General features: G+C 64.1%; 13 protein-coding genes. 8 read left to right on the top strand and 5 right to left on the bottom strand.

The window, feature by feature from the left end:
• Nucleotides 1-10: 10 nt before the first annotated feature.
• A complete protein-coding gene (locus E3T51_RS00290; protein WP_134525992.1) occupies nucleotides 11-787 on the bottom strand; it encodes an ice-binding family protein in 777 nt (258 codons plus the stop codon).
• 251 nt (nucleotides 788-1038) lie between these two features.
• A complete protein-coding gene (locus E3T51_RS00285) occupies nucleotides 1039-1638 on the bottom strand; it encodes a histidine phosphatase family protein (RefSeq protein ID WP_134525990.1) in 600 nt (199 codons plus the stop codon).
• 223 nt (nucleotides 1639-1861) lie between these two features.
• On the opposite strand from E3T51_RS00285, the gene E3T51_RS00280 reads away from it, so the two are divergent.
• A complete protein-coding gene (locus E3T51_RS00280; protein ID WP_134525987.1) occupies nucleotides 1862-2617 on the top strand; it encodes an endonuclease/exonuclease/phosphatase family protein in 756 nt (251 codons plus the stop codon).
• Nucleotides 2618-2642: 25 nt separating this feature from the next.
• On the opposite strand, the gene E3T51_RS00275 is transcribed toward E3T51_RS00280, so the two are convergent.
• Nucleotides 2643-3386 (bottom strand): sulfite exporter TauE/SafE family protein, encoded by a 744-nt coding sequence (locus tag E3T51_RS00275; RefSeq protein WP_134525984.1) that lies wholly within the window; start codon nucleotides 3384-3386, stop codon nucleotides 2643-2645.
• Between the two features lie 129 nt (nucleotides 3387-3515).
• Between E3T51_RS00275 and E3T51_RS00270 the strand changes: the two genes are divergently transcribed.
• The gene (locus E3T51_RS00270) at nucleotides 3516-4196 is read left to right on the top strand and encodes an HAD-IA family hydrolase (protein ID WP_134525981.1); all 681 of its coding nucleotides are present in this window, start codon (nucleotides 3516-3518) and stop codon (nucleotides 4194-4196) included.
• Nucleotides 4197-4384: 188 nt separating this feature from the next.
• The gene (locus E3T51_RS00265; RefSeq protein WP_134525978.1) at nucleotides 4385-5227 is read left to right on the top strand and encodes a DarT ssDNA thymidine ADP-ribosyltransferase family protein; all 843 of its coding nucleotides are present in this window, start codon (nucleotides 4385-4387) and stop codon (nucleotides 5225-5227) included.
• 64 nt (nucleotides 5228-5291) lie between these two features.
• Here the strand turns inward: E3T51_RS00265 and E3T51_RS00260 are convergent, their stop codons facing one another.
• Nucleotides 5292-5849 (bottom strand): MOSC domain-containing protein, encoded by a 558-nt coding sequence (locus tag E3T51_RS00260; RefSeq protein WP_134525975.1) that lies wholly within the window; start codon nucleotides 5847-5849, stop codon nucleotides 5292-5294.
• Between the two features lie 137 nt (nucleotides 5850-5986).
• On the opposite strand from E3T51_RS00260, the gene E3T51_RS00255 reads away from it, so the two are divergent.
• The 5 genes from E3T51_RS00255 to mgrA all read left to right on the top strand — a co-directional run bounded on the left by E3T51_RS00255 (nucleotide 5987) and on the right by mgrA (nucleotide 10167).
• Nucleotides 5987-6289: a hypothetical protein gene (locus E3T51_RS00255; RefSeq protein ID WP_134525972.1), complete on the top strand. Its 303-nt coding sequence runs from the start codon at nucleotides 5987-5989 to the stop codon at nucleotides 6287-6289.
• A 155-nt stretch (nucleotides 6290-6444) separates the two neighbouring features.
• Nucleotides 6445-6933 (top strand): Dps family protein, encoded by a 489-nt coding sequence (locus E3T51_RS00250; protein WP_104190864.1) that lies wholly within the window; start codon nucleotides 6445-6447, stop codon nucleotides 6931-6933.
• Nucleotides 6934-6977: 44 nt separating this feature from the next.
• The gene (locus E3T51_RS00245; RefSeq protein WP_134525969.1) at nucleotides 6978-7346 is read left to right on the top strand and encodes a hypothetical protein; all 369 of its coding nucleotides are present in this window, start codon (nucleotides 6978-6980) and stop codon (nucleotides 7344-7346) included.
• Nucleotides 7340-8740, top strand: coding sequence for a PIG-L family deacetylase (locus tag E3T51_RS00240; RefSeq protein ID WP_134525966.1), 1401 nt, complete (start codon nucleotides 7340-7342; stop codon nucleotides 8738-8740). The genes E3T51_RS00245 and E3T51_RS00240 overlap by 7 nt, the downstream gene beginning before the upstream one ends.
• Nucleotides 8741-9141: 401 nt before the next feature.
• The gene (mgrA, locus tag E3T51_RS00235; RefSeq protein WP_104190867.1) at nucleotides 9142-10167 is read left to right on the top strand and encodes an L-glyceraldehyde 3-phosphate reductase; all 1026 of its coding nucleotides are present in this window, start codon (nucleotides 9142-9144) and stop codon (nucleotides 10165-10167) included.
• On the opposite strand, the gene E3T51_RS00230 is transcribed toward mgrA, so the two are convergent.
• Nucleotides 10168-12855 carry a DEAD/DEAH box helicase gene (locus E3T51_RS00230; RefSeq protein WP_134525963.1) on the bottom strand — a complete coding sequence of 896 codons (2688 nt, stop codon included), beginning with the start codon at nucleotides 12853-12855 and terminating at the stop codon, nucleotides 10168-10170.
• Nucleotides 12856-12859 lie beyond the last annotated feature (4 nt).

Here is a 12859-nt window from a genome sequence, read left to right as displayed (position 1 = left end):
TTTTGCGAAGCTACTCGACGGGCGCGGTGACCGTGTTGCTCTGCAGCGTGACGGCCGTCTGGGCCAGGAGTCGGCCGTTGATGGTTGCTCCGGTCTTCATGGCGATCATCGTCTGGCTGAGGATGGTGCCTTCGAAGTGCGCGGTGGTGCCGATGGCGACGGATCCGGCAACCTGCCAGAACACGTTCTTCGCCTGCACGCCGCCGGCGAGAATCACGTCCTGAGCTGAAGCCTGTTCCAGATCCTTGGAGATCTGAAAGATGAAGACGTCATCCGCGGTGCCGGTGAGGGTGACGTCGGTGGAGATGTTCACGTCGGTGCCCCACTTGTAGAGGCCCTGGGTGAGGGTCAGGCCACCGATTTCGCCGGCGCCCAGGTTGATGAAGTCCGGAGTAGTGCGCCCGGCGGCATCGGTGTAGGCGATTTCAAGGTCGCTGACCGCTTCGGTGAGGTAGGTGTCATCGGTCACGATGCAGGAGGGGCCCTCGGCGTCGACGCTGTAAATCGTGCCGTTGGTCACCTCCGGGCAGGTGACGTGAATAGCGGCTCCCGTGATCGGGCTCGCTCCGACGTTCCCGCTGATCGCGGATGCGTAGACATCCGTGATGCCGGACTTCGAGAGGATCGCAAAGGTGCCGGCCTCTCCGAGGTCGACCGCGGCGCGCGGGGTGGGCTCGGCGGCGACGGCTCCGCCGACTCCGATGCTGCCGACTCCGATGATGCCGAAGGCCAGCAGGGCGCCAAGAAGTCGCTTGCGCGACGGTGAAAGCTGTGTGAACGAACTCATGTTTTTTCCCCTTTTTCGAAAGACCCGCACGATGCGAGTCGGGACAGGGCCACGTGCTGGCGTGGCCGCCGATGTTGCACATCGGGTTCTCCCGTTGACCGGGCTCGCGAGTAGATGACGCCCCAAGCCCCCACTGTCGTGCCCTCCGGGCGCAATCCGCACATTCGTTCGTGCGCCCCCACGACAAAAGTTCCAACGAAAAGAATCTGTCTAACCCCAGACTAGGGGTAGTCCGGCCGTTTGTAGTACGACTAAACGATCGGGTCCATCGAGCTCAGGTGCGAGGAGTCGTTCCACATTTGCAACACCCGGTTTTCGCGCTCCCAGCCGAGCGTTGACACGGTTGCGGTGCCGAGGCTCAGGCTCTTGCCGGCGACGGCGGGCAAGCCCATCCAGCGTGCGGTCATGATGCGCAGAAAGTGGCCGTGGGCGAAGATGGCCACTCGGCCCTCGGCTGCGAGGCAGGCGTCGATGGCGCGATCGGCCCGTGCGCCCACTTCCTCCACGGATTCACCACCCACAATCGGATCGCCCCACACGGTCCAGCCGGGAATTTCCGAGCGGATGTCCACGGTCCGGCGTCCCTCATACACTCCGTAATCCCACTCCAGCACGTCATCGGTCGCCACGCCCTGCGCGCCGTAACCGGCCCGTTCCATGGTTTCCCAGGCACGCACCAGGGGGCTCGAGTAGACCCGATCGAAGTGTCGACCGTCGAGCATCTCGCCGAGAGCATCCGCTTGTTGGCGCCCGAAATCGGTCAACGGAACGTCGGTGCGCCCGGTGTGCTGGCCGGAGATGCTCCACTCGGTTTGTCCGTGGCGAATGAGAACGATGTCGTTCTGGGTCATGCGGCTCCCTCGCGTGCGCCGCAGGAACGCGGCGGCCGGTCAAGTCTACGTTTCGAGCGGTTGGAGCAGCTCCGAGCAGGAATGCCTCGGCGTCGCCTTCGTTTGGAGAAGCCGGCAGGCTGGACGCCACCTGCGCATGTGTCAACTGACCCCGGATGTTCAATTTCGACCCCGTCGAGAGTCGTAGGCTGGAGGCACAGCCATCAAGTCTGAGACGGGTGCCATGAGGGTCATTAGTTACAACCTCCGCAAGAACCGTGCCAGCGGCGAACTCGTCGCTTTGGCAGAACGTTACAGTCCCAACATTCTCTGCCTGCAGGAATGCAACACGATCGATCTGCCGGCCGAGGTCGGCAACCTGCACCTGGCCGATTCCACCCGGCGCAACCGGCTCGGCCTCGCCATTTACTACAACAAGGACCGCTTCACCGCGGTCAAAACGCAGGCCTTTGCGCTCAAGAAGTCGTTGCACGATCATCTCGCCGCGCCAGCGCACGAGCGGCTGATCGCCACCCGCCTCGTTGATAATGTCGCCCATCGGGAGTTCGTCGTCGCATCGTTCCACGCCGCGCCGCTGACCGCGCTCAATTCCCTGCGCCGCAACCAAATTCGCACCGCCCACGAAGAACTGAGCTTGCTCGGACCTGGCCTGCCGACCCTCATGGTCGGCGACTACAACTACCCGATCTTCCAGGGCAAGCTCGGCAATAAGGTGAACCAGTCCGGCTACGATCTCACGCTCAGCGACACGCGCACCTACACCCGTTATAAGTTCTTTCGCGGACACTTCGACCTGGCGACCTCGATGGGACTGATGGTCTCCAATGTCGAGACCCTCCCACAGGGCACCTCAGATCACATGCCCATCCTGGTAACGGCTACCTATTCCGACGAGAACAAGATGCAGACGGATGCCGCGCAGCACGGTGCCCACCGGTCCGAGTCGGTCTCCGCTGAGGGCGCCGACTTCATCATCTGAGCTGATGGGTAAACCTCCGGCCGCCTTAAACGAGCAGCTCGAGTACTCCGCGTACGATGGTCGCGAACGATCCCAGATAGGCAACGACCACGAGTAGGCGTCGGGCGACGTGCGGCTCGATCACAGTGGACAGCCGGTCACCGACGATCAGCCCCACGATGCAGGCGCACCCGATGAACACCCAGACCAGCACGGGCAACTGGGGCAGGTCGGCCGATCCCAGCCCAAATTTTGAGGCTAGGGACGCCAGCCCGATCGTGAGAAAGTACGGCTGCATGGTCGCGGCAAAGGACCGCTGCGGCCACCCCGTGGCAATCGCGTAAATGCTCACTGCAGGACCGCCGACGCCGGCCGTCGTATTCATGAACCCGCTGGTCAGGCCGGCCATGACGCGAAAACCCAGACGGTCGCGCACTACGACCCGGCCGAGGCTGACCGATATGGTCAGACCGGCCGCCACGAGGACGCCGATCGAAATTTCGAGCCAGGCTACCGAAACGAACTGCAGAATGTAGGAGCCGGGCACGATGCCGACGACGGCGCAGACCGCCAAAAGGCTGTAGCGCCGCCAGTCAACCTGGCGAAATACTCGCATCAGGATAATGCTCGCCGTGAGTGCCCCGCACGCGTTAATCACTATTACGCCATCAACCGGCCCGAGCAGTAGAACCAAGAAGGGCGCCGCTACCAGGGCGAACCCCATGCCCGTGATGCGCTGCATGCTCGAGCCCACCAGCACGGCCGCAATCACCAAAACGGTCGTCCACACGTCAAGGTCTCCCAGCTCGGTTGTTGCTGTCCACGATACCGGCCACGGCCGCACCCAATGGCATGGGCAATCGTGGGTGGCCTACCGTTGAAACATCGGCAACCAGCCGGCGCGACGAAAGGACAACGGATGCCTGACCCCAGTTTTGTCACCGAGAACGTTTTGCAGGGGCGCACCTTCGACGCCGTATTGTTCGATATGGACGGCACCCTCATTGATTCCACGCCGGCGGTCAACCGTTCGTGGGCCGCTTGGGCAAACGAATGGGGCGTGGCCAAGGACGAAACCGCCCACGGTCGCCCGGCGCGCGACATTATCGCCGAACTCGTGCCAGCCGCCCGCGTCGACGAGGCGATCGAGCGCATTCTCGCTCTCGAAACCGCCGACACCAATGACATCACCGTGCTGCCCGGCGCCGCAGCGCTCCTGAACAGCCTGCCGGAGAGTCGACGGGCCATCGTCACGTCCTGCGCGCGGCCACTGGCGGTCGCCCGGCTGGCGGCATCCGCTTTGGTGGCATCGAGCGTGATCGTGACCATCGATGACACCCCGCGTGGTAAGCCGTTCCCTGAACCGTTTCTGGAGGGAGCCGCCCGGCTCGGCGTCGACCCGGGGCGGTGTCTGGTGATCGAGGATGCGCCTGCCGGGTTGCAGGCTGGCCGCGCCGCTGGCTGCACCACAATCGGAGTCGCCGGAACCTATCCGGCGGCCGAACTTGAGGCCGACCTGATCGTGCCAGGGCTCGACCATCTCTGCATCGAATCCACTGACGATGGACTCATTGTTCGCGTCGAGTTGCCGAAAAACTAGAGAACGGTCAGCGCTGCCACACAAATGAACGTAACGTTAATAAGCGGTATGCGCGTTCGGCTTTTCCGAGTGGCGCGAGCCGCGTAACGAAAGGTTTTTCCCTCTTGGACGACGAATGCATCCACGGACTCGAGGGCCAATTGTGCGCTCTGTGCTTTCCCAAAATTGTTACTGAGCCCCTCACTCCGGTGAAGAAGACGCGCGCCCCGAAGCTGTCCTCCCTGCGCGATCCACTGCCGACCGCGGCCATGCCCGTGGCGCGCGCAGCTCGCCCGGTTCGCGTCGCCGGCGCACCTCGCCCGGTGCGAGCGGAGGCGGTCTCGACCGACAACGTCGACGAGCAGCGCGTGTATCATCTCACCCACATCAGCAACCTCAGTGCGATTCTGAAGGACGGACGCCTGCTCGCCAACGGCGCCCTCACCGCGCGGCCCGCCGTCGACATCTCCGCACCGGCCACTCGCGACCTGCGCCGCGCTGCTCACGTCTCCGGCGACGGTCGCAGTGTTGCGGAGTACGTGCCCTTCTTTCTGTCGCCGAACGCGACCGTCTGGGAGAGCGTGCGCGCCGAAGCCGCTGACCCGCGCCTGGCACTCGATGCCCACGGCTCCGAGGCCTTCGACTTCGTCATGCTCGTGAGTACGGTCAAGAAGATCAACGATGGGATTGCGGCGCGTGCCGCAGCTGAAAGCGCGCAGGATGCTGACGCCGCAACGGAACCAGCCCCGTTCGTTTCCAGCGTGGTCGCCGTCACCAACGGTGACGCTGCCGGAGCGTTGACCAGGTTCGGCGCAACGCCGGCCACCGCTGAGCGTATGCTGCAGACCCTTCGCGCCGAAGCAGACGGCGCGATGATGCTTGAAGCCGAGCTGCTCGTGCCCGACGCCGTGCCGATGGACCTGATCACGCTGATCGGTGTGTGCAATGACAATGTGCGCGAAACTGTGCGCGGCATCCTGAAGGCAAGCTCGTATAAGCCCAAGGTTGCGGTCTATCCGCCGTGGTTCCACACCTCCGCTGACCCCCAGTAGCGCTTTTTTTCGGGCCTGGGCCCAGAGAGTGGGCCCGGGGTCTGGCCTGGGGGTGAAATTAGACCTAGACGACGCCGAGCGGGAGATGCTCACCGACGGGCAGCTCCACGCGGATCCGGTCGCACGGTTGCACGATGCCGCCGGTCAGCACGACGCCCATAATTCCGCCGCGACGCTGAACTGCGCCGGCGGCATCTGTTTTGATGAGCTGCTTCATCAGGCCTTTCCGGTAGCCGTTGATGAGCGAACACGGGCTGCGCATACCGGTGATCGAGACCACGGCCTCGCTGCCGAGGTGCAGGCGGGTTCCGAGCGGCAGGGTCATTAGATCGATACCGATAGTCGTCACGTTTTCGCCGAGCTCGCCCGGTGCGACCGTATACCCGGTCGGTATGAGGTCGTCGAACAACTCTGCAGCCATAAAGTGAACCTGGCAGAGGTTGGGCGCCGTGGGATTACGTTTTTTGGCGTAGCGGTGCTGCACAGTGGCGCCCGAGTGAGCATCACCATCGACACCGATTCCAGCGAGCAAACGTATGCTTGCGACCACCGGCTTGCTGAAGCGGTGCGCGTCATCGCGGCTGACGGAAACGACCGCGCCGGGACGTCCCTCGATTGCCATGCCACCGATTCTGCCATAGCGCACGCACGTTCGAGGGGACGCATACAACGCCGACTGCGCAGACGTCAAAATGTCTGCGTCAAGTGGTTGACGCACAAGCACGCTGGGCCTACATTTCATCAGTGGAAAGGTTGCCGATGACCAGTGTTGCCCCCGACAGTCACGACCAAGCGGATGGGGGTATCGCGCAACCAGTGCCACCGCCGGCAGACGAATCCGCCCCGCACATCGCCCGGCCCTACCGGGCTCTGGAGCGCGAGTTGGAACGCGCGGTGCGCGATCGCGTCGAAGTCACCCTGCGGGTCACCGCCGCGGTCAACGCCATGCGCGACGGCGGCTGTTCCTGGGCCGATATCGCACGCATCCTCGGTACCGCCCCGCAGACCGCACACAAGAAGTACAGCAAGCCGCGCCCGCCACGCGCCCCCAATGACGAGTAAAGGGCGAGATTAGGCCGTGCCAGGCTCCGCGCGCCCGGGAAGCCCGGGGGCCGCACGTCGGGTCTGCGGCCCGCGGTCGGGTGGTTACATTGTGGCCCAGATTGCGCGGCCATGATATGGTCTCGAGGCAAATTCTCCCCGATTGGAAGGACACCATGCACGCCTCCGAAACACTCAGCGACAACCTGCAGTCCGTTTTGGTCGACCTGATCGAGTTGCACGTGCAGGGCAAACAGGCACACTGGAGCGTCGTCGGAAAGAACTTTCGCGACCTGCACCTGCAACTCGACGAGATCATCCTCGATGCGCGAGAATTCTCCGACCAAGTTGCCGAGCGGATGCGCGCACTCGACGCGATGCCCGATGGCCGCAGCGAGACGGTCACCAAAACCACCAACCTGCCGAAGTTTCCCGACGGCGAAGTCGACACGACCGAGACGGTCACGCTCATCACCGAACGGCTCGACGCCACGGTCGACACGATGCGTAAGGTGCACGATGAGGTCGACGAGGAAGACCCCACCAGTGCCGACCTTCTGCACGCTTTCATCGAGAAGCTCGAGCAGTATTCCTGGATGGTCAGCGCGGAGAATCGTAAGCCGCGCAAGCGCTCCTCGGGAAAATCCCCGCACCGCGCTTCCTGACACTCGCTCGACCCGCCAAGGCTTTGTGAGTCGAGAGGGTTGCCATGAAGCGTGAAGCTAGCCCGCGGCCAGCTGAACTTTTTAGTGCGCGTGGTGACCTCGCTGCCGCCGAGGTCAACGGTGACTCCACTCGGGGCCGTGCCCCCGACCTGATCGCCCTCGCCCATCTCGGCGCGGTCGACCGAGCCGTGACCGGGGCGCAGGCTGCGCTCACGGAGGCCGCTTCCGCCATCGAAGCCGGGGAAGTCGTCAATGCTGCCGGCTCCCTGCTCGCCGCGCGCGTGCGGGGAATCGTCGCTTGGCACGCCCAGCGGGTGGCCGACCAGCAACTGTATGTGCGACAACACCATGCCGCACGCGACGATGCGGTCTTGGGCCGGATGCTCGTTACGAGGGGGAGTGCACCATGGTGACGTTCAATCATTCCGACAGCGGAACGCCCGAGAAGGCCTGGCAGGCAGCCCACTTGCCCGATCGGTGCACTTCGCTCGGCGTCAGCGGGCTGGAACGCTTGATTGTTGTGTCGGCGCATCCCGACGACGAGAGCCTCGGGGTCGGCGGACTCATCGCTCATGTGGCCGGGCTAGGACTGCCGATCATTGTGATAGTGCTGAGCAACGGTGAGGCGTCGCACCCGAACTCGTCGACCCACGACCCGGCTCGTCTCGCACAGCTTCGCCGCATTGAAGTGACGGATGCCCTCGCCCACCTCGCCCCCGACGCGCAGGTTCGCCTGTTAGAGCTCCCCGACGGCAAACTTACGGAGAACGTGGATATTGCCGAGGGGGCGATCAACGAGGCTATTGGCGATGCGGGCGACTCGACTTGGGTGGTGGCGCCGTGGCGAGCCGACGGGCATCCCGATCATGCTGCGGCGAGTTCGGCAGCAGAGCGGGCGGTGCGCACACATCGAGCACGGCTGTTCGAATACCCGATCTGGGCCTGGCACTGGTCGACGCCCGATGACGCGGTGTGGTCTGCCGAAACCGTGCGGGTTTTCGAACTGAACCCGGCCGAACGTGAGGCCAAAGCTCGAGCCCTCGCGCTGCATCGCAGCCAAGTGCGGCCCTTGTCGGAATCGCCGGGCGATGAAGCCATCGTTCCGGCCGGCTTTCGGGCGCACTTCGCGCGAGACTTCGAAACGCTCATTGAGGTGCGTGTTCGGCCGAAACCGCAACCGGATGCCCACGCTGACCCGAACCAGAGCCTCCGAGCCGGGTATTTCGACACCGTCTACTCGTCCGGTTCGGACCCGTGGGGTTTCGAGACGCGGTGGTATGAAAAACGCAAGCGGGCGGCCCTTCTCGCAGCACTGCCCCGGCAACGGTTTGGTGCAGCACTCGAATTGGGATGCTCTACCGGCGTGCTGACCGCCGAGCTGGCCGAGCGTTGTGACACCGTGCTGGGAATCGACCTGGTGGAGCAGCCTCTCGGCATCGCCAGGCAACGACTGGCGGGCCGGCCCGGAGTGAGTTTTGAACGCCGAGGGCTGCCGGGGGATTGGCCGCAGGGGGAATTTGGGCTGATCGTGCTGTCGGAGGTGGGATATTACTGTTCGGCTGCTGACCTGCGCCGACTGCTCGAACGGTGCCGAGCCAGTCTCGCCCCGGGGGGTGCGCTTGTGGCCTGTCACTGGCGGCATCCGGTGGTGGATTATCCGCTCACCGGAGACGCGGTGCACGCGCAGCTCACCCACGTCGTTGGGCTGCAACGCACGGTGCATCACCTGGAACGTGATTTCGTCCTCGAAGTCTACGAGCAGCGGCCAGCCCTGTCGGTGGCTCAGCGTGACGGGCTGGTGCCGTGACCGGTGCGTCGAGCATCGAAGCTGCGCGGATCAAAGATCTGGGGATCGTCGTGCCCGTGCGCGATGAAGAGGTGCTGTTGCCGCGCTGTTTGAATGCGCTGAGCGCGGCGATCGACGAACTGTGCGCCGTACCCGAGCCGGAACGACCACGAGTGGGTGTGCTTCTGGTGCTCGATCACTGCACCGACCTGTCGTCACGGGTCGCCGCGAACTGGAGTGCCTTCCGGCGCCTGGAGATTAACGCCGAAGCCGTTGGTGTGGCTCGTCGCGAGGGCATTCGGCAAGCGCTGGGGTACGGGCCGACTGCTACCGCGCTGATTCCGGTGCTGACATCTGGGCAGCTTTGCCGGTTATCAACGAGACCACGTCGATGTGGAAAAGAAAAGTGGGATCATAATCAGATGACCTATCTTCCGAATGAATCCCGTTACGAGTCCATGCCCTATCGTCGCGCCGGGCGCAGTGGCCTCAAACTTCCCGCCATTTCGCTTGGTCTGTGGCAGAACTTTGGCGATGACAAGCCGCTCGCAACGCAGCGAGCTATTCTCCGCCGGGCCTTCGACCTCGGCATCACCCACTTCGACCTGGCCAACAATTACGGTCCGCCCTATGGTTCGGCCGAAACGAACTTCGGCCAGCTGTTTCGCGAGGACTTCGCGGCGCACCGTGATGAGGTCGTGCTCTCAACCAAGGCCGGCTACGACATGTGGCCGGGCCCGTATGGAAACTTCGGAAGCCGCAAATACCTGTTGTCGAGCCTCGACCAGTCGCTCTCGCGCATGGGCGTTGACTATGTCGACATCTTCTACTCCCACCGCGCCGATCCCGACACCCCGCTCGAAGAGACGATGGGGGCACTGCACACCGCTGTCACGAGCGGTCGCGCCCTCTACGCCGGAATCTCGTCGTACTCGCCCGAACGCACCCGCGAAGCGGCCGCGATTCTGGCCGACCTCGGCACCCCGCTGCTGATTCACCAGCCCTCGTACTCGATGTTCAACCGGTGGGTCGAGGACGATCTGCTCAACACGCTCGACGACATCGGCGCGGGCTGCATCGCGTTCTCGCCGCTGGCCCAGGGGCTGCTCACCGACCGGTACCTCGGGGGCATCCCGGCGGACTCGCGCGTGGCGCGCGAGGGCTCGGCGAAAAAATCCATGGTGACCGCGGAGGCGCTGACCCATATCCGCGCCTTGACCGAGATCGCCTCCGGTCGTGGACAGTCACTGGCCCAGCTGGCCTTGGCCTGGGTGCTGCGCAATTCCGAGGTGACGAGCGCCCTGATTGGGGCGTCGTCGGTGGCGCAGCTCGAGGCGAATGTGGGGGCGCTGCACAACCTCGACTTCACCGCTGAGGAACTGACCGCCATCGACGAGCACGCCGTCGACAATGGAATCAACCTGTGGGCGGCGTCGAGCGCGGTCTAGTCAGGGCTCCAGCAGGCCTCTAATGTCGTCGGCGGTGAGCGCGGTGCTAAACATGGCGTCGTCGTCGAGCACAGCGCTGAACAGTTGTGATTTTTGCTTCTGGAGCGCCACGACCTTCTCCTCGATAGTGCCGGTTGCGACGAGCCGGTACACCATGACGTTGCGGGTCTGGCCGATACGGTGGGTGCGGTCGATGGCCTGCGCCTCGGTTTGCGGGTTCCACCACGGGTCGAGCAGAAAAACGTAGTCGGCTTCGGTCAGGTTGAGACCGAAGCCGCCGGCCTTGAGACTGATCAGGAACACCGGAGCCGCACCGTTTTTGAACCGGTCGATCACTTCGCTGCGCCGCAGCGTCGACCCGTCGAGGTAGCAATACGGAATGCCCTGCGCGTCGAGCCGGGCGGCGGCGAGCTTCAAAAATGACGTGAACTGGCTGAAGATGAGGGCCTTATGTCCCTCGGCGATGACGTCGTCGAGCTGTTCGAACAGGGCGTCGAGCTTGCTCGAACGCACGCCCGCATACTTCTTGTCAACAAGGGAGGCGTCGAGGCTCAGCAGCCGCAGCAGGGTGAGCGAACGAAAAATGATAAACCGGTTCTTGTCGAGTTCTTCGATCAAACCGTAGAGCTTCTGCCGTTCCCGCTGCAGAAACGTATCGTAGAGCTTCTGGTGCGCCGGGTTCAGCGCGATCTGCAGCTCCTGTTCCTGCTTGGGCGGCAGGTCACGGGCCACGACGTCTTTGGTGCGGCGCAGAATCAGCGGGCGGATGCGTCGTCGCAGCTTCGCGAGCCGCTCGGGGTTTTCACCCCGGGTCACCGGTCGAACGTAGTCCTCGATGAATTTGCGGGATGATGCAAACAGGCCCGGTGCGACGACGCTGAACAGCGACCACAGGTCCATCAGGTTGTTCTCGAGCGGAGTGCCCGTGATGGCCAGTTTGAACGGTGTGTTCAGCTCCTTCGCGCAGGCATAGGCACGGCTCGTGCGGTTCTTTATGAATTGCGCCTCATCGAGGATGAGGCCGGCCCAGGCCACCGCCTGGTACGCGTCGAAATCGAGGCGGAACAACGCGTACGACGTGATGAGCACGTCAACGTCGGTGGCGGCATCCGCTATGAGCGTGCCGCTTTTCACCTCCGTTGCTGTGAGGGTTCGCACCCGCAGTCCGGGGGCGAATCGAGTCGCCTCGTTTCGCCAGTTCGCCACAACGGATGTCGGCGCCACGACCAGAAATGGCCCCGGCCCCGAGACTCTCGCGTGCACCAGCAGCGCCAGGGTCTGCAGTGTTTTACCGAGCCCCATGTCGTCGGCGAGTACCCCGCCCAGCTGGTGCTTCCAGAGAAATGCGAGCCAGGCAAACCCCTCCTCCTGGTAAGGGCGCAGGGTGGCGCGGACGCCGCCCGGAAGTGGAGTCGGGTCAATGCCGGCCAGATCTTTGAGGCCCGCGGCGGCCGCCCGCCAGGACACCGCCGGCACTGTCTCGTCGGCGAGATCCTCGAAATCGCTCCATAAACTAGCCTGGTACCGGCTGATGCGCAGGCCGGTTTCCCACTCCTGCAGTGCGCGGGCCTCGTTGATGAGTTCGTGCAGCTGCTTGAACTCGGGGCTCTGCAAAGGGAGATAGCTGTTGTCGACCAGCTTCAGGCGGGTTTGCCCCTTCGCCAGCGCTTTGAACAGCGGGCCGAAGGGCACGGTGATCGCGCCGACCGTTACGATCACGCCAAGGTCGAACCAGTCACGCTGGTCGGTCTCCACCGTCGTGATCACGAGGTGCGGCGTTTCGGTGCGCTCGAAGTTGTCGGGCAGTACCTCGGGAAACCGTACCGAGGCATCCGTGCTGGTGACGGCGACCGTGCGCTGCAGCGTCGGGTAAATGGTGCCGAGAAACTCGGTCGTGTCGGCCGCTGGAACACTGGCCGCATCGACCTGCCCGACGAGGTGCCGCTGCTCGCGGTTCAGCGGGCCGGCGGTCGGTGCGAGCGTGAACACGGTCGGCAGGCCGAACCGCACACTGTAGAGGCCGTGGCCGGCGATGATTCCGGCGGCCTCGAGCGGATGGTTCTCCCCATCGATGTGGAGGCGGGCTTGCAGGGTTACCGGGCCGGCGGCATCCGTTCGAGAGGCGTCGAGGCTGATCTCGGCGACCGAACCGACCCGAACGACGACGTTCTTTTTGGTGCCGACAAAGCCGATGCCGAGCTGTTCGGCTTCCCGCAGCAGCGGCCAGAGCAGCGGGCTGGTGAAGTTGTCGAGGTAGATCCAGTCGGTTTCCTGGCTCGTGTACACCTCGCGCACGGCCTTGTAGAGTGCGGCGAACTGCGAGATCCAGCGGTGGTGTTCGGGGTCGAGGTTGAACCGGTTCAGCTGAAAGGTGAGGTGGCTCCAGGTGACGTTGCTGCGCACCCAGTTGCCGTTCGCATTGTGAATGACCGGCCGCACGCCGAGCCGAAACTCGCCGTGGCCGGACTCGAGCGCTTTCACCGGTTTGGCGGTCGGCCCACGCCAGCGGTCATTCGTGCGCGGAGTCTGCTCGCGCAGCTCAAACTGCAGCCCCATCGGCACTTTCGGGCCGGTGGCCGGCGGTCGCGGTTGCCCGAAATTACCGATCCGGGGCAGAGCGGATGCTGGCTGCTCCGGCGCCTGCACCAGCCGCTTCCATGCCGGGGTCAGGTCTGGCCCGTTCGGCATTCCC

Source organism: Cryobacterium serini, from assembly GCF_004404025.1.
Lineage (GTDB): Bacteria > Actinomycetota > Actinomycetes > Actinomycetales > Microbacteriaceae > Cryobacterium > Cryobacterium serini.
Note: the sequence above shows the minus strand (reverse complement) of the source record. Positions and strands in the feature narration are given on the sequence as shown.